Here is an 18,290-nt window from a genome sequence, read left to right on the forward strand (position 1 = left end):
CGCCGCACGCTAGGGCGAAGCGATGAAAGAAACGCTGCGCAGCGATGTCCTGATTTCGGGCGGCGGCCTTGTCGGCCAGGCGCTCGCCCTTGCTCTCGCCCGTCACGGCCTGTCGGTCCAGATCGTCGATCCCGCCGACCCGGTGACGACGATCGCGCCCGGCTTCGATGGCCGCGCCTCGGCGATCGCCAGCGCGACGTGGCAGATGTTCGAAGTGCTGGGGATCGCCGGCCGCCTCGCCGGGCACGGCTGTCCGATCCGCGCGATCAAAGTGGGCGACGGCGCCCCCGACAGCGGCCGCGGCGGCGAACTCGACTTCGTCACCGCCGACGGCGACCCGCCGCTCGGCACGATGGTCGAAAACCGCCAGCTCCGCCTCGCGCTCGCCGCCGCGCTTGCCGATGCGCCGCTGGTGCGGTTCTGGATGCCCGCGACCGTCGTATCGCGCGTGATCGACGGGCATGGCGTCACGCTGACGCTCGCCGACGGCACGAAACTCGCGGCGCCGCTGCTGGTCGTGGCCGAGGGTCGCCGCTCGCCGACGCGCGACGCCACGGGGTTCAGCATCGCCAACTGGTCCTACCATCATCATGCGATGATCGGCGCGGTCGCGCACGAAAGGCCGCATGGCAATGTCGCGCACGAAATCTTCTATCCCTCGGGGCCCTTCGCGCTGCTGCCGCTCGTCGATGACGAACGGGGGCGCCACCGCTCGGCCTTTGTCTGGACCGTGTCCGAAAAGGACGGCCCCGGCTTCGCCAAGCTCGGGGAGCGCGGCTTCGTCGCCGAACTGCAGAAACGCGCGGGCGGTGTGCTCGGCGCGATGGAACTCGTCGCGCCGCGCATGACCTATCCGCTCGGTTTCCACCACAGCGCCTCGATCGTCGCCGACCGCATCGCGCTCGTCGGCGACGCGGCGCACGGCATCCACCCGATCGCGGGGCAGGGGCTGAACCTCGGGCTTCGCGACGTCGCGGCGCTCACCGAAGTGCTCGTCGGGGGGGCGCGGCTCGGGCTCGACCTCGGCGATGCGGCGCTGCTCGCGCGCTATCAGCGCTGGCGCGGGCTCGACAATATGATGGTCAGCCTCGCGACGGACGGGCTGACGCGGCTGTTCGGCATCCCGGGGCGCACCGCCGCCGCGATCCGCCGCACCGGGCTCGGCGCGGTGCAGCATATGCCGGCGCTCAAGCGATTCTTCATGGACGAGGCGCGCGGCGAGGCGGGCGACCTGCCGCGCCTGCTCGCGGGAGCAGAAATCTAGGTATTATTACCTAGGCGTCCGGCAGGTCGCGGCTAAGCATGACCGCCTATCCCCTACCCATGCGGCAACCACGCCGCGGCAGGATGGGGGCAGGGCCATGTCGACAAAGAGCGATGCGCTCGAGACGGCGGTAACCGATTATATCCGGGCGCGGACGGCTCTCGACGCGATGCCGGGCGCCCGGGCCCGGGCGCTCGCCGATCGCGCCTTCGCACGCCTCGCGGCGCTGGCGGCGCCGCGGATCCGCTATTTCACACGCCGCTATGGCCTCGCCGACGTCGCCGAGGATGCGGCGCAGGTGTGCGCGATCGCGCTCCACCGCGCCGCCGAACATTATGATCCCGCGCGGGCGCGCTTCACCACCTATGTGACCTGGCAATTGCGCGCCGAACTGCAGGCGCTGCGCCACCGCCTGCACGGCGACCAGCGCTGCGCGGGCCGCCGTCACGTCACCGCGACGCTGTCGCTCGACGCCATGCAGGCGGAGGGCATCGACGATTGGCTGGTCGATCCCGCCGCCGAAATCGAAACCGAACAGGGCGCCGCCGACAATCTCGCCGCGCGTCTCGCCGACCGGCTGGTCGCGGATTGGGCCGACCGCCGCGGCGCCCGGTCATGCGGGCCGCGCGGCAATGCGCGGCTTGCGGCCGAGAAGGAACTCGTTCGCCGCCATCTGACGGTAAGCGACGCCGCCGCGCGCCTGCGCGAAAGCGACCGCCATGTCGTGCGCCGCGCGCTCGCCGACATCGCGCATCACGCATCAGCCCGCAAGCTCCACTAAATTTATTGCAGCGTCGCGCGCCCGTCGTCGCTGTCGAAGCGACCGAAGAATTGCATCAGCTGGACGACCAACTCGGCGCGCGCGTCGATCGGCGACGCTTCGAGCAGCGCCTGCTTCGCCGCCGCGTCGAACGGCGCGACCTGCGCGATGCCGTTGACGAGCGTCGCGTCGTCGAGCTGGCCGACCGAATCCCAGTCGACGACATAACCCTGCCGCTGCGCAAAGCGCTTCGCCTCGCGCTCGAGGCTGGCGCGCTCGATGCTCGCGAGCACGGCGTCGTCCTCCGCCTCGACTTCGATCTCGGCCTCGACCTGCCGGAAGGGCGTGGTGACGTCGAGTTCGCGGCGGACGCGAAAGCGCGCGACGCCTTCAAGCACAAGGTTGAAGCGCCCTTCGTCGAGCGCTTCGACATCGATGATCCGCCCGACACAGCCGACGTCATAGAGCGCCGGCGGCTCGCGATCCTCTTCGCCCGGAATCTGGCGCGGCTGGATCATTCCGATCTGCCGGTCGCGCGCCAGCACCTCCTGCACCATCGCCGAATAGCGCGGCTCGAAAATATGCAGCGGCAGGTGCAGCCCGGGAAACAACACCGCGCCGGTGAGCGGAAAGATCGCGATCCGCTGGATAGTCAAAGGCGCGTCGGTGTTCATCAGCCGAACAGGATCAGCGACAGGCGGCGGCGTTGCGCGGCGACCCATGGGTCTTCGAGCCCGACGGCTTCGAACAGCGACAGCAATTTCGCGCGCGCCGCATCGTCGTTCCATTCGCGGTCGGCGGCGACGATGTGGAGCAGATTGTCGGCGGCAGCATCGCGCTGGCCCGCGCCGATCTGCGCGCTCGCAAGGTCGAATCGCGCCTGATGATCGCCGGGGTCCGCCGCGACCGCGGCTTCGAACGCCGTGAGTTCGCCCGCGTCGGGTGCGTCCGCGGCAAGCGCGAGGGCGCTCTTCGCCTGCGCGATCGCGGGATCGGCCGTGATCCCGGCGGGCACCGCGTCCAGCACCTCCTGCGCGCCGGCAGCATCGCCCGTCAGCACGAGCGCGCGAATCAGCCCGCCGTGCGCCGCGGCATTGTCGGGCGCAATGTCGAGGATTTGCGCAAAGATGCTCGCGGCGCGCGCGCCGTCGCCTTCGGCGAGCACATTCTCGCCCATTTCGATGAGCGGCGCGATCTCGACCGCCAGATCCTTCGCCGCGCTTTCGATCGGCAGTTGCGCGAGCAACTGGTCGAGAATCGCCTTGAGCTGGCTTTCGGTGCGCGCATTGGTCAGGTTCGCGACCGGCTGGCCCTGAAAGATCGCATAGACGGTCGGGATCGACTGCACCTGGAACTGGCCGGCGATGAAGCGATTCGCATCGACGTCGACCTTGACCAGCACGACGCCCTTGTCGGCGTAATCCGCGGCGACCTTTTCGAGCACGGGGCCGAGCTGTTTGCACGGGCCGCACCATTCGGCCCAGAAATCGAGGATGACCAGGCTGGTCATCGACGGCTCGACGACATCCCGGCGAAATGCTTCGACGGCTTCCTTTTCCTGCGGATTCAGACCGAGAGTGGCCACGAAAGGGGTGCTCCTTATATATTTGTGAGTCCCGGCGCCGGCCCGCTCCCCACCGGCCTCCCACAACCTGTATGATATGGGAGGCCGGGTGGGGAGCGGGCCGGCGCCGCTTCCGCGCAAGCGGAAAGGACTCTTGTCCCGCTTATGTGGGATTTGCGGACGATATGCCAACCCTTCGGAGAAAATGCGCAATCAGGGGTTGCCGAGTCAAAAAGCCGGTGCTAATCGCCCGCCTCACCCGCTGGAGCCGACCGGTTTCCAGCCGCCAGAGCGGGCGTAGCTCAGGGGTAGAGCACAACCTTGCCAAGGTTGGGGTCGAGGGTTCGAATCCCTTCGCCCGCTCCAGAATTTTCCGACAATCGCAGCGAGACGACGGCCTCCTTCGGGCGGGTCGTTTGCTTGCGGCCGTTCCCTTCGTCTCCATCTCTTCATCGGCCGCGCATTCCATGTAGGACGCGCGCGCAGGGTCAGGCGAAGGTCAGCGAGGCGAGCGCGACGATGAAGATCAGGATCACCGCGGTGAACAGCGCGGTCAGCGCCGTGAATAGAAAGGCGCTCGACGGACGCCGCGAATAAAGCTCGCCGGAATCGCCAGCCGCGCTCGCATCGCCATCATCGGCCGCGCCGTCGCCGTGCGGCGTCTTTAGCAGCGCGGCGCTGATCGCGCTCGCCGGGACCGGCGCCAGAAACTCGCACCCGAAGAGCCGGCCGTTCTCGCGCACGACGCGCGCCGGCGCGGCGCCCAGTTCGGGCAGGACCAGCAGAAAGGTTTCGCCGAGCGCGAAGGGGGCGTCGGTCTCGATCAAAAGGCCCGTTCGCGACAGGTTCCGAATGACGACCGCGGCTTCGCTCGTCGCCGAGCGCGCCGCGACGTCGAGCCGCAAGGTGCGCCGCGGCATTCGTCGGCGGTCGGTCGCCTCGACGGGTTCCGCGATATGGGCCAGCAACGATCTCACCGGCGTCTCCTTTGACGACCAGCCATCGCGCGGCAAGTTTAATATTGCCTTGCCGTCGCCGGGCGCCGCACCGGATGCGTAAAAATACCCGGCAGCGATGTCGTCGGCACCGTGCGCGCGCACTTAACAATTAAACGGATTCTGCCCCCATCGGCGGGGAGTTATGCGATGAACCGTTGCATCCTGTGGACCGAATCGGGACGGAATCGGGTGGAGGGCGGACAGGTTGCCGCTTTGAAATGTCATACTATCTTATTGAATAGTAACGTTCTTATGCGGATCAATCCCGCTCCAGAGCAGCAAGATTAAGTCCGAGACCGTGTTTTCTAAAAAATTGTTAACGCGCTTGCGGAGTCTCGAGAATCCATGCTCTCCTGATGGGTGGGGAAGGTCCGAGTCGCTCGGACAGTGGGTCGCACTGACATTGGTGGATTTTGCTTTGCTGCATTCGCGGCGGGGTGAAGTGCGTGCGAGGAAAATAGCCATGGATTCTTTCGACAATCCGGCCCGCAACGGAATCACGGGGCCTCAAGGCGGAGGCGGGGAGGGCGCATCGGCGGACCGGTCGAACCAGGCCGTAGCGGATAGCCAATTCCTGGCCGCTGCCGCACAGGTCACCGCGGCCGCATCGGCGCTGCCGCTGGCGATCCAGGCGATCCTCCTTCCCGACGCGAGCGGGCGCGTCGTCCTGCCCGCCGGCGCGTCGATCGACGACATCAGCGTGTCGGGCGCCGACCTGATCGTCACGCTGCCGAACGGGCAGGTGCTGATCATTCCGAACGGCGCGGTGGATATTCCGTCGATCGTCATCGACGGCGACACCGTGCCCGCGAGCACGGTCGCGCAGCTGCTCGACAATCTGGGCGAGCTCAATCCCGAGGCCGGCACGCGCAGCTCGGGCGGCAATTTCGCCGACCCCGAAGGCCCGATCCAGGACGCCTATGCGCTCGGCGACCTCCTGCCCTACACCGAACTCGCCTTTCCGCAGCCCGAAGACCGCGAGCTGATCCCCGACCTTCCCGACGACGAGCCCGAAGTGGTCATCGTCACGCCCGACCAGCCCGCCGGGGCCGTGGCCGCCACGGCGAGCGTCGACGAGGCGGGGCTTCCGGCGCGCGGCGAGGAACCCGCGGGTAGCGACAGCGAGGCGAACAGCGAAACCACCACCGGATCGATCGTCTATGACGCCGCCGACGGCGTGGGCGCGATCACGATCAACGGCACCGCGATTACCGCGGTCGGCCAGGTCATCGCGACCCCGCTCGGCCAGCTGACGATCACCAGCCTGGCGCCGGGCAATGTCGGATACAGCTATACGCTCGCCGACAACAGCGATGCGAATGCCGACCCGACCGATATCTTCACCGTCGTCGTCACCGACCGCGACGGCGACACCGCGACCGCGACGCTGACGATCGACGTCGTCGACGACGTCCCGACCGCGCGCGCCGATAGCGACGCGGTCGCGGCGGGCAGCTTCGCGCCCGAGACGGGCAATGTGCTGACCGGCGCGGGGACGAGCAGCGGCGCAGCGGGCGCCGACACGCCGGGCGCCGACGATGCGGTGCTGACGGGCATCCGCGGCGCCGACGGCGAGGGCGGCTTCGCGGCGCCGGGGACGGTTCAGGGCCAATATGGCGCGCTGACGATCGCTGCCGACGGCAGTTATACCTACGTCCGCGATCCCGGCACGCCCGGCGGCGTCGACGATGTTTTCTCCTATCAGATTACCGACGGCGACGGCGATACATCGACGGCGACCCTGACCATCCGTATCGCCGATGCGCCGACCGTCATCACCTTCGTCCCGGGCGAAGGTGATGACGGGACCATCGTATACGAAGCCGACCTGCCGGGCCGCGACGGCGAGACCCCGGGTTCGGCCTTCGGGGGCGGTGAAGGTGGTGGCGCTTCGACCAGCGGCACCATCACCTTCACTGCGGTCGACGGCGTCGGCAGCGTGTCGATCCGCGGCATGGCCGTGACGCCGGGATCGCTGCCGCAGACGATTGCGAGCGACGCGACCGGAACGCTCGTCGTCACCGGCTACAATTTCGATCCCGCGACCGGCGAAGGGTCGGTCACCTATGTCTATAATCTTATCGACAACACGCTCGACGGCGACGGCACGACGGTCAGCTTCGACCTCGTCATCACCGATGCCGACGGCGACGCGGCGTCGGATACGCTCGACATATCGATCGTCGACGACGCGCCGGCCGCGCGCGCCGACAGCGACAGCGTGACCGAAGACGGTCCGGCGACCGCCGACGGCAATGTTTTGACGGGCTTGGGTGGCGGCGACGCCAATGCGACCGACGGCGTCGTCGACACTCAAGGCGCCGACGGCGCGGTCGTGACCGGGCTGGCGGGCGGCAGCGTCGGCGAACCGCTCGCCGGCGCCTATGGGGTGCTGACGCTGAACGGCGACGGCAGCTACAGCTATGTGCTCGATAACGCATCGCAGCCGGTGCAGGGGCTTTCGGCGGGCGAGGTGCTGACCGAGACCTTCACCTACACGATCACCGACGGCGACGGCGACACCTCGACGACGACGCTGACTATCACGATCAACGGCACCGACGACGGCGTGACGGTGGACGGCCTCGACGCCGAGGGCGCCGAGCTCACCGTCGACGAGGATGATCTTGCGGACGGGTCGTCACCCGACGCCGCCGCGCTGACGCAGGACGGCAGCTTCAGCGTCTCGACCCCCGACGGGCTCGGGAATGTGAGCGTCGGCGGGGTGCAGGTCGTGACCAACGGCGTCTTCACCCCCGGCACCGCGACCAGTCCGCTTGGGACCATCAACATCACCGGATTCACGCCCGTCACCGGCGCCGACGGCTCGGTGATCGGCGGCAGTTTCACTTATGAATATGTCCTTGCCGACAACACGCTGACCCACGCGAACGCCGGCGAGGACGACGTCACCGACAGCTTTGCCGTCACCGTCACCGACAGCGACGGATCGAGCGCGAACGCCAGCCTCGACGTGCGCATCATCGACGATGTCCCCGACGCGGCCGACGACGGCGCCGGCGCGGCCGAAGACACGCCGGTCGTCATCGACGTGCTGGCGAACGACGTTCGCGGCGCCGACGGCGTCGATCCCGCGACGGGCGTCGCGCTCGCGACCGCGCCGGCGAAAGGGACGGTCGTCTACAATGGCGACGGCACCTTCACCTATACCCCGACGGCGGGGCAGGAGGGCGAGGACAGCTTCACCTACACGATCACCGACGGCGACGGCGATACGTCGACCGCGACGGTGACGGTGACGCTCGCGAAGGATTCGATCCCGACGATCGATCTGGGCGCCGACAACAACGTCGACGAGGCGGGGCTGCCGAACGGCTCAAGCTTCGCCTCGAACAGCGAGACGGCGACGGGCAGCTTCACGCTGACCACGGGCAACGACAGCGTCGCATCGCTCGTGATCAACGGCGTCGATGTGACCGCCGGCGGCACCGTGACGACGCCTGTCGGCGTGCTGACCGTGACGGTCGGCGGCGGCGCCTACAGCTACAGCTATACGCTCACCACCAACACGTCGGGGGACGACAGCTTCGACAGCTTCACCGCGGTGGTGACCGACAGCGACGGCGACACCGCGACCGACACGCTGGTGATCGATATCGTCGATGACGTGCCGACGGCGCGCCCCGACACCGACAGCGTGACCGAGGACGGGCCGCTGACCGCCAACGGCAATGTGCTGACCGGCAGCGGCGGCGGGGACGCGAACGGCACCGACGGCGTCCTCGATACGCAGGGCGCCGACGGCGCGAGCGTGACCGCGGTCGGCTTCGGCGGGACGGCAGGCAGCGTCGGCGCGGGGCTGGCGGGCGCTTATGGCACGCTGACGCTGAACAGCGACGGCAGCTACAGCTATGTCCTGAACAATGCGGCGCAGCCGGTGCAGGGCCTGTCGGCGGGCGAGACGCTGACCGAAGTCTTCGCCTATACGATCACCGACGGCGACGGCGATCCCGCGACGACGACGCTGACGATCACGATCGATGGCGCCGACGACGGCGTGACGATCGAGGGGCTCGATGCCGAGGGCGCCGAGCTGTTCGTCGACGAGGATGATCTGCCGGTGCGCGCCGGCGAAGCGCCGGGGTCGGATACGACCCCCGACGGCGTGACCGACGGCGACAGCTTCACCATATCGACCCCCGACGGCATGGGCAGCGTCGTGCTCGACAGCTTCAACGGCGTGCCGCTCGGCGCGCCGCTGACGCTCGTCACCGCCGACGGCAGCTTTACGCCGCAATCGGTCGCGACCGCCTATGGCACGCTCTCGGTCACCGGCTTCACGCCGGTCATCGGCGCCGACGGTTCGGTGATCGGCGGCAGCTTCACCTACAGCTATACGCTGACCGACAACCGCACCGACCACCCCGCCGCCGGACAGGACGACCGCACCGACAGCGTCGGCGTCACCGTCACCGATGCCGACGGCTCGACCGCCAGCGCGGCGATCGACATCCGCATCACCGACGACGTGCCCGACGCGATCGACGACGGTACGACGCAGACGCTGGAAAATGCGCCGGTCACGATCGATGTGCTCGCCAACGACGTCGAGGGCGCCGACAGCGTGCAGCCGGGGGCGGTCGAGCTGGTGGCCGGATCGCTGACCGGCACAGGCACGCTCGTCAACAATGGCGACGGCAGCTTCACCTATACCCCCGCGGCGCAGGAAAGCGGCACCGTCAGCTTCCAGTATCGCATCACCGACGGCGACGGCGACACCGACGTCGCCACTGCGACGATCACGCTCGTCGCCGATTCGGCGCCGCAGATCCGCAATGCCGATGATGTGACGGTCGACGAGGACGGGCTTTCGGGCGCCAATGCCGACAATGGCCTCGCCGGCGAAGTGACCTCGACCGGCAGCGCGAGCGCGGCCGGGACGATCACCGTCGATTTCGGCAGCGACGTGCCGGCGGCGCTCGCCGGTTCGCTTGTCCTGAACGACAGCGGCGCGCTCGACACGCAGCTTACCGTCGGCGCCGTTCCGGTGACCTTCGCCAAGGACGGCGACGATCTCGTCGGCTCGGTCGGCGGCGCCGAGGTGATCCGCATCGCGCTGACGAGCGCGGTTGCCGGCCCAGGCGCGACCGAAGTCACCTATGGCTATACGGTCACATTGTCGCAGGCGGTCGATCAGGCGCTGCCCGGCATCGAGGACAGCGATCTGCTCGCGGGCATCGGCTTCACCGTCACCGACAGCGACGGCACCCAGTCGTCGGGCGCGTTCGACGTCACGATCGTCGACGATCTGCCGACGCTCAACGTCTCCGACACGCCGGTGAGCGTCGTCGAAGGCGCGACCGTGAACGGCACATGGACGCTCGATCAGGGCGCCGACGGCGTCGCGTCGGTGTTCGTCAGCTTCGGCAGCGGCAGCGCCACGCTGTCGCTGACGCCGGGGAGCAGCGTGTCGATCGCGCAGCCGACGGGCACGCTGACGGTGGGCGCAGACGGCAGCTTCAGCTTCGCGGCGGCGAACGATCAGGATGACGCCGCGAATCCGTCCGCGACCTTTACCCTGTCGGCGGTCGATCGCGATGGCGATCCGACGTCGGACAGCCTGACGATCGCGATCGCCGACGGCGCAGGCCCGGTGAACGCGACGCCGGTCACGCTGACCGTGAACGAGGCGGCGATCGACGGCATCGGCAGCAATCCGGCAAGCCCGGACGAGACCGACAGCGGCATCCTTGCCTTCACCGCGGGGTCGGACACGCTCTCGGGCTTCGCCTTTACCGGCGTCGCGGGCCTTGTCGCCAATCTCGACGGCGCCGGCACCGACATCTTCTGGTCGATGGCGCCCGACGGGCAGACGATCACCGGCTCGCTGACGCTGGGCGGGCCCGCCGCGATTACGATCAGCCTGACCGCGCCCGCGAGCATCGCGCCCGGCGCGACGGCGAATGCCAGCGTCACCGTCACCCTCGCCGACAATCTGCCGCACGCGATCGCCAATGCCGCGCAGACGCAGGCGCTGGGAACGGTCACCGTGCAGGCGACCGATACCGACGGCGACCCCGCAACCGGCGTCGTCACCGTGCAGGTCATCGACGATATTCCGGCGGCGAACCCCGATGTCGACAGCGTGACCGAGGACGGCGCGCTGATCGCGGACGGCAATGTGTTGACGGGCAGCGGCGGCGGTGACGCGAACGCCACCGATGGCGCCGCCGATACGCAGGGCGTCGACGGTGCGGCCGTCACCGCGCTCGTTGGCGGCACGGTCGGCGCGCCGCTCGTCAGCACCTATGGCACGCTGACCCTGAACGCCGACGGCAGCTATTCCTATGCGCTCGATAATGCGAACAGCGCGGTGCAGGGCCTCTCCGCCGGTCAGACGCTGACCGAGACCTTCACCTACACGATCACCGACAGCGACGGCGATCCCGCGACGACGACGCTGACGATCACGATCAACGGCGCCAACGACGGCGTGACGATCAATGGCCTTGCGGTCCCCGGCGGCGAGGAGGTCGTGAACGAAGACGATCTTCCCGACGGATCGTCGCCCGATGCCGCGGCGCTGACCCAGACGGGCGACTTCACCGTCACCGCGCCCGACGGTCTCGACGACGTCACCATCGGCACCGCGCAGGTGATGACGAACGGCGTCTTCACGCCCGGCCTGACGACGACGAGTGCGTTCGGCACGGTGACGATCACCGGCTTTACCCCCGTCACCGCGAGCGACGGTTCGGTGATCGGCGGCACCTTCACTTACGAATATGTGCTCGATGACAATACGCTGACCCATCCGGCGGCGGGCGAGGACAATGTGATCGACAGTTTTGCGGTCACCGTCACCGACAGCGACGGGTCGGTTGGAAATGCCAGCCTCGACGTCCGGGTCATCGATGACGTGCCGGCGGCTTCGCCCGAGCCGAACCAGAATGTCGCCGAGGGCGCGACCGTCACCGGCACGCTCGATTTCGTCGAGGGCGCCGACGGCGCCAGCGTCACGGCGATCAACGGCACGACGCTGATATTCGGCGGCGACGGTTTCTCGCAGGCCATCGACATCGGCGACGGCACGATCAAGGTAAAGACCGACGGCAGCTACAGCTTCACCGCCGATGCCGCGGTGCCGGGGACGGGGAGCGCCTCGGCGACCTATACGGTCACCGACGGCGATAACGACACCGCGACGGCGGCGATCAGCTTCACGATCACCGATGCCAATGTCCCGACCGCGGGCGAGACGCAGGCGTCGGTCGACGACGACGCGCTCGCCGGCGGCAATCCGGCGAGCACCGCGGGCGACCTGCCCGATCCGAACAGCGATGGCGACAATGATCAGGCGACCTTCAGCGGCCTGCTGAACCTCGATTTCGGGGGCGACGGCGCGGGTTCGGTCGATTTCGCCGCGATGGACGGGCTGTTCGTCAATGTCGGTCAGGAATCGGTCCAGCTCGCCTGGAACGCGGGCACCGGCACGCTGACCGGCACGGGTCCGCGCGGCCCCCTGTTTACCGTCGAAGTGACCGACAGCGCGGCGGGCGCCTATAAGGTGACATTGCTCGACAATGTCCTGCACGCCGCCGGCGGCGACGAGAATGACGCCACCGCGACGCTGACCTTCACCGTTACCGACAGCGACGGGTCGCCCGCGAACGGCACGCTCGAAATTACCTTCGACGACGATGCGCCGACGGTGACCGCAGGCGGCGCGCAGCCGGTCCTGACGGTCGATGAAACCGCGCTCGGCATCGATGCACAGGCCAGCTTCGCTTCGGTGTTCACGCCGGTGTTCGGCGCCGACGGCGCCGCGGCGGCGAATGCGACGACCTATGCGCTCGGCATCAACGCCGGGGCGACGGGGCTGGTCGACACCGCCACCAACGAAGCCGTCGTCCTCAGCGTCGTCGGCGGCGTGGTCGAGGGGCGGACCGCGACGTCGGACGCGCTTGTCTTCACGCTCAGCGTCGCGGCGAACGGGACGGTCACGCTCGACCAGATCCGCGCCGTGGTCCATACGCCCGACAGCGGGGCCGATCAGCCGACGGGTCTGGTCGCCGACAACCTGATCACCCTGACCGCGACGGTCACCGACGGCGACGGCGACACGGCGGCGGCAACGGCGAATATCGGCCAGAACCTCGTCTTCCGGGACGACGCGCCGGTGGCGGAGGACGACAGCGCGGGACTGACCGAAGGCGGTCCGAGCTTCGTCACCTTCGATGTCGACACCAACGACAACAACGGCGCCGACGGCTTCGGCAGCCGCAGCTTCACCAGCCTGACCAGCAGCTACGGCACGATCACGATCAATGGCGATGGGACGCAGACCTATACGCTCACGCCCGCCGGACAGGCCGCCATCGATGCGCTGGCGCCCGGGGCGACGCTGACCGATGTCTTCACCTATACGCTGACCGACAAGGACGGCGATAGCGATCCCGCGACGCTGACGGTGACGCTGACCGGCACCGACGACGGGGTGACGATCACCAATCTGACGCCCAAGCTGGATGGCGGCGACGCGACGGTGGACGAGGACGACCTGCCCGCCGGGTCGGACACGACCAAGGAATCGCTGACCACGACGGGCAGCTTCAATATCTCGGCGCCCGACGGCGTCGCGGATCTGTCGATCCACGGCGTGCAGGTGATCAACAACGGCGTCTTCACGCCCGCGGCGATCCCGACGCCGCTCGGCAATATGCTGAACATCACGGCCTATAATGCCGCGACCGGCGAGGTCAGCTACAGCTATACGCTGAACGCGGCCGAAACGCATGCGAGCGTCCAGGGCGAGAACAGCCTGTTCGAGGATTTCACCGTCGAACTTACCGACACCGACGGCGACAATGTCGACAGCCTCCTGTCGATCGCGATCATCGACGACGTGCCGACCGCGCGCCCCGACACCGATGCGGTGGCCGAGGATGCCGGCGACGCGACGGGCAATGTCATCACCGGCGTCGGAACCGCCAACGCGCCGGGCAGCGCCGACACCGCTGGCGCCGATGGCGCTACGGTAACCGGCGTCGCGGCGGGGACGTCGGCGACGGCGGTCGCAGGCAATGTCGGTGCTGCGGTGGGCGGCAGCTACGGCTCGCTGACGCTGAACGCGGGCGGCGGCTACACCTATGCGCTGAACAACGGCAATGCGGCGGTGCAGGCGCTCGGTGTCGGAGAGACGCTGACCGAGACCTTCACCTACACGATCACCGACGGCGACGGCGACACTTCGACGACGACGCTGACGATCACGATCAACGGCACGAACGACCTGCCGACGATCGGATCGGCGACGACCGCGGTGTCGGACGAAGGTCTGGCGGGCGGTTTTCCCGATAGCGCCGGGACCGTCGACACGACCGACCTCACGCTCCGCACCGGCACGATCGCGGTCGGCGACCCCGATGGCGATCCGCTGACGCTGTCGCTCGGCGCGCCCGCGACGGCGCTGTTCTCGGGCGGCCAGCCGATCGTGTGGGACACGACCAACCCGCAGCTCCTGCTCGGCAAGGTCGGGACCGAAACGATCATCAGCGTCGCGATCGACAATGGCGGCAATTACACCGTGACGCTGTCGGGGCCGATCGACCACCCCGACACGACGCAGGAGGATGCACTGTCGCTCGTCGTGCCCGTCAGCGCCTACGACGGCACGACGACGGTCACCAATGCGAGTGCGCTGACGATCGGTCTCGAGGATGATTCGCCGGTTGCCATCGCGCCGCTGGCCGCCGCGCTGATCAACGCGCCCGGCTCGTCGGTCTATCAGTCGCTCGACAGCGACGGCGACGTCGACAATAATTACGGCGGCGATGGCCCCGGAAGCGTGATCTTCACCGCCGCGACGATCGCCGCGCTCCAGGGCCAGAATCTGACCTCGGGCGGCCAGGCGCTGACCTATGTCATTTCGGCAAACGGCACCGTGCTGACCGCCGAAAAGCCGAACGGCGACGACGTCTTCATCATCCGCCTGCAACCCGCGGGCCATGCCGACCAGTATCAGGTCGAGATGGTGCAGAAGCTCGATTCGACCGCGACGGTCGATTTCAACAGCGGCGGCTATGACTTCGTCGGCGGCAACACCGCGTGGGTCGGTTTCGTGAAGGCGGGCGACAACAACAGCCAGGACATATTGATCACGCCGATGAAGAATAATGCCGACGGCGGCACCGTCAACGCGAACAACACCGAAACCGGCGTCGACAACAATAATGTCGGGCCGACCGAGGCAGTGCGCGTCGATTTCGTTATCGACCTCACCGGCTCGCCCGGCAACGGGCAGGACTATGGGGTTCTGGCGAACCAGAACCACGCCTTTGATTCGCACTATACCGCGAACGGCGCGTCGGCGCTGTTCACCAATATCAACAGCAGCAGCAGCGTCCGGCTGGTCGCGCGCGACGATGTCGATACCGACAATGATATCGGGGACGGCATCAAGGATACGATCACCAAGGTCGCGATCAGCTATAACAATGCGACGCTCTCGGTGACCGCCAACGGCACCTATAATGTCGGCGGGCAGAACTTCACCGTCACCTTCAGCAACGGCGAGGCGACCGTCGCCGGGGTTGTTTCGAACGCGGTGGTCGCGGGCTTCACCGCCGACGGCTACAACAGCATCGAATTCCACCACGCGGGCGGCGACACCTTCAAGATCGGCGACTTCGGCGCGGTCGTGCAGACCGAAAATCCGGTGAATTTCAATGTGCCCGTGGCCATCGTCGATGGCGACGGCGACACCGCGCCGGGCTCGCTGGCGATCACCACCGCGTCGCCGCTCCTCGTCGTCGGATCGGCCACCGGCGACGTCGGCGGCGAGCCGACCGACCATGTCGTCGCCAACCCGCAGGGCCTGCCCGACGGGGCGATCCAGGGCGGCGCCTTCGACGACACGCTCGTCGGCGACCCCGGCTCGGTGACGATCACCGAGGGGCAGCAGGCGAATGTCGTGCTCGTGCTCGACAGCTCGGGCAGCATGACGACCCAGATCGCCTTCGGGGGCGGTACGATTTCGCGGATGCAGGCGCTCAAGAACGGCGTCAACGCGCTGATCGACAGCCTGTCGCAATCGGGCGCGCTTGACGTCCGGATCACCGTGATCGATTTCGATGGCGACGGCGACAATCTGGGGACCTTCGACCTGATCGTGAACGGCGTCGTCCAGGCGGCGCAGGTCACGGCCGCGAAGGCGGCCGTCAACGGGATGACCGCCTCGGGCAGCACCAATTATGAGGACGGGCTGCAGGATGCGCTGAGCTGGATCAACGGCGGTAACGGCATTGCCGGCGCCGACGTCAACAAGGTCGTATTCGTGTCCGACGGCAACCCGACCGTCTGGAACACTGGCGGCAACGGCGACGACAGCGACGCCACCAATGTCCAGAATTCGATGAACCAGGTGCTGGGCTCGGACGGCACGAACGAACCGCAGCAGATCCTCGCGACGGGCTATTCGATCGATTCGGTGGGGATCAACGTCAACGCGAGCCTGCTGGCGCGGCTCAGCGACGTCGAGGACGGCAATGCTTCGGGCGGAACCGGCAGCGCGACCAACGCGACGTCGGCCGAACAGCTCGCGGCGGTGCTGCAGGTGCTCGGCGGCTCGACCGACCTCGCCGCGGCGGGAGCCGATACGATCACCGGCGGCGAGGGTGCCGACGTCATTTTCGGCGACGTGCTTTATACCGACGCTCTCGCGGCGCAGCTTGGCGTCAACCTGTCGCCGGGATCGGGCTGGGCGGTGTTCCAGACGCTCGAAGGCCGGGTGAACGCCGAATCGATCGATCCCGCCGGCAATGGCGCCGACTGGAATCGTCAGGACACGATCGCCTATATCCGCGCCAACTACACCGCGCTGGCGCAGGAAAGCGGCCGGACGGGCGGCAACGACACGATCAATGCCGGCGGCGGGAACGACGTCATTCTTGGTCAGGAAGGCAATGACACGATCAACGCCGGGGGTGGCGACGACCTGATCCAGGGCGGCACGGGCCGCGATGTCATGACCGGCGGGACCGGGGGCGACACCTACCTCTTCAACGCTGGCGACAGTCGCCCGACGCTGGGCGGCACCGGCAATGGCGGGACGATCACGGGGCACGACGTGATTACCGATTTCAATCTCGCGGCCGATATTTTGAACCTGCCCGGAACCCCGGTCCCCGACGGGAATGGCGCGGTGAACGGAACAAACTCGGTTCTGACGATCAGCGGACAAGCGATCCGCTCGCATTCGGTCGCCGATGGCGTGATGACGTTCGACGACAATGATAGCTTCGCGAACGCGCTCACCCTGTCGAGCGATGCCCACGTCGCGGCGGCGGTCGACTATCTGCAACGCAACGACCTCGGCCCCGCGGGGACGACCGTCGCTTTCGTCGCGGGCACGCGGACCTTCGTCTATCAGCAGGTCGGAACCAGTCCGAACCCCGCCAACGACATTCTCGTCGAGCTGCAGGGCGTCACGATCACCAATTTGAACACGCTGATCGGCACGCGCGTCACCCCGGTGACGCTCGATCTCGGCGGCGACGGGCTCGATTTCGTGTCGTCGTCGGCGGGCGCCGCCTTCGACCATGACGGCGACGGCGTGCGCGAGGCGACCTCGTGGGCGGGTCGCGGCGACGGCATCCTCGTCCGCGACGCCAACGGCGACGGCATCGCCAATGACGGCGGCGAGATCAGCTTTTCGGTCGCCGGCTCGACCGATCTCGAAGGGCTGCGCCTGCAATATGACAGCAATGGCGACGGCAAGCTCAGCGCCGCCGACGCCGAATTCGCCAGCTTCGGCGTGTGGCAGGATGCGAACGGCGACGGCGTCACCGACGCGGGCGAGTTCCGCTCGCTCGCCGACCTCGGCATCGCCAGCATCGCGCTGACCTCCGACGGCAAAGCCTATGTCGCGGGCGACGGCGAGGTGATCGTCCATGGCGAGGCGAGCTTCACGCGCACCGACGGCAGCACCGCCGCGGTCGGCGACGTTTCGTTCATCGCCCCGCGCGCCGCGAACGACATCGAACGCACGGCGGGCAATCAGGCGCTGGCCGGCTCGCTGGTCGCCGCGTCGTTGATCGCCATCGCGCATGACGTGCGGCCGGACGGCCCGGCGACGGGCAAGAGCGTGAGCGAAAATGTCGTCACCATCGAAGCGGCCTATGAAAGCGGCGTCGCGGCGGCCGAAAACGTCCATGCGGTCGCGACGCACATCGTGGCCGAAACCGCACACGAACGGGTAGAGGAGGCTCGGCCCGTGCCGCCCGCCGCCACCCACGACGACGCGGCGCCCGCTTCGATCGATACGGATCGCGGCGACTGGCGCACCGATGCGGCCGGCGATGCGGACGCCGATCGCGGCGCGGATGCGCTGTTCGACCAGGTCGCGGACCATGCGGCGCCGGGTCAGGGCGTGATGGACGGGCTGCTCGCGCTCGCCGCGCTGCCCGCCGAAGCCGCCATCGCCGATGCGGCGGCGCACGACCCGGCGGCGACGGCGGTGCTCGCCGAGGTGATCGAGGGCAGCAATGCGATCGACCAGCTGATCGATACCGTCGCGGGCGGCGGAACCGTGCAGGAAGCGGTCGAAGCGCCCGCCTTCGATCTGGCGCAATTCCTCGACCAGCGCGTGATTCTTGAGGCGGGGATCGTCCCGCATCAGGCGATCGAGCAGGAACTTCACCAAGTGGCGGCGGCCTGACCGGCGCATTGCAGGACCAGAAAGAC

6 protein-coding genes and 1 tRNA gene are annotated in these 18,290 nt (G+C 68.0%); 4 read left to right on the forward strand and 3 right to left on the reverse strand.

Annotated features, from left to right (window positions below):
• Positions 1–22 precede the first annotated feature (22 nt).
• Positions 23–1,264 carry an FAD-dependent monooxygenase gene (locus tag OVY29_RS18295; protein ID WP_037553266.1) on the forward strand — a complete coding sequence of 414 codons (1,242 nt, stop codon included), beginning with the start codon at positions 23–25 and terminating at the stop codon, positions 1,262–1,264.
• Positions 1,265–1,361: 97 nt separating this feature from the next.
• Complete coding sequence (locus tag OVY29_RS18300) at positions 1,362–2,045, forward strand: sigma factor (protein WP_037553267.1); 684 nt, start codon at positions 1,362–1,364, stop codon at positions 2,043–2,045.
• 2 nt (positions 2,046–2,047) lie between these two features.
• On the opposite strand, the gene OVY29_RS18305 is transcribed toward OVY29_RS18300, so the two are convergent.
• Together OVY29_RS18305 and OVY29_RS18310 are read right to left on the reverse strand one after the other, a co-directional pair.
• Positions 2,048–2,698 carry an LON peptidase substrate-binding domain-containing protein gene (locus OVY29_RS18305; RefSeq protein ID WP_037553268.1) on the reverse strand — a complete coding sequence of 217 codons (651 nt, stop codon included), beginning with the start codon at positions 2,696–2,698 and terminating at the stop codon, positions 2,048–2,050.
• Complete coding sequence (locus tag OVY29_RS18310) at positions 2,698–3,609, reverse strand: tetratricopeptide repeat protein (RefSeq protein WP_313911887.1); 912 nt, start codon at positions 3,607–3,609, stop codon at positions 2,698–2,700. The genes OVY29_RS18305 and OVY29_RS18310 overlap by 1 nt, the downstream gene beginning before the upstream one ends.
• 270 nt (positions 3,610–3,879) lie before the next feature.
• On the opposite strand from OVY29_RS18310, the gene OVY29_RS18315 reads away from it, so the two are divergent.
• Positions 3,880–3,954, forward strand: a tRNA-Gly gene (locus OVY29_RS18315).
• Positions 3,955–4,076: 122 nt separating this feature from the next.
• On the opposite strand, the gene OVY29_RS18320 is transcribed toward OVY29_RS18315, so the two are convergent.
• Positions 4,077–4,565 carry a PilZ domain-containing protein gene (locus OVY29_RS18320; RefSeq protein WP_152567633.1) on the reverse strand — a complete coding sequence of 163 codons (489 nt, stop codon included), beginning with the start codon at positions 4,563–4,565 and terminating at the stop codon, positions 4,077–4,079.
• A 484-nt stretch (positions 4,566–5,049) separates the two neighbouring features.
• Between OVY29_RS18320 and OVY29_RS18325 the strand changes: the two genes are divergently transcribed.
• A complete protein-coding gene (locus tag OVY29_RS18325) occupies positions 5,050–18,264 on the forward strand; it encodes a VCBS domain-containing protein (protein WP_313911888.1) in 13,215 nt (4,404 codons plus the stop codon).
• Positions 18,265–18,290 lie beyond the last annotated feature (26 nt).

The organism is Sphingopyxis sp. SE2 (assembly GCF_032227185.1).
Classification (GTDB): Bacteria; Pseudomonadota; Alphaproteobacteria; order Sphingomonadales; family Sphingomonadaceae; genus Sphingopyxis.

What these genes read in the sequence shown, in the direction of transcription:
- OVY29_RS18305 (WP_037553268.1), bottom strand. Translation starts at nt 2,698, where the DNA reads ATGAACACCGACGCGCCTTTGACTATCCAGCGGATCGCGATCTTTCCG.
- OVY29_RS18295 (WP_037553266.1), top strand. Translation starts at nt 23, where the DNA reads ATGAAAGAAACGCTGCGCAGCGATGTCCTGATTTCGGGCGGCGGCCTT.
- OVY29_RS18325 (WP_313911888.1), top strand. Translation starts at nt 5,050, where the DNA reads ATGGATTCTTTCGACAATCCGGCCCGCAACGGAATCACGGGGCCTCAA.
- OVY29_RS18300 (WP_037553267.1), top strand. Translation starts at nt 1,362, where the DNA reads ATGTCGACAAAGAGCGATGCGCTCGAGACGGCGGTAACCGATTATATC.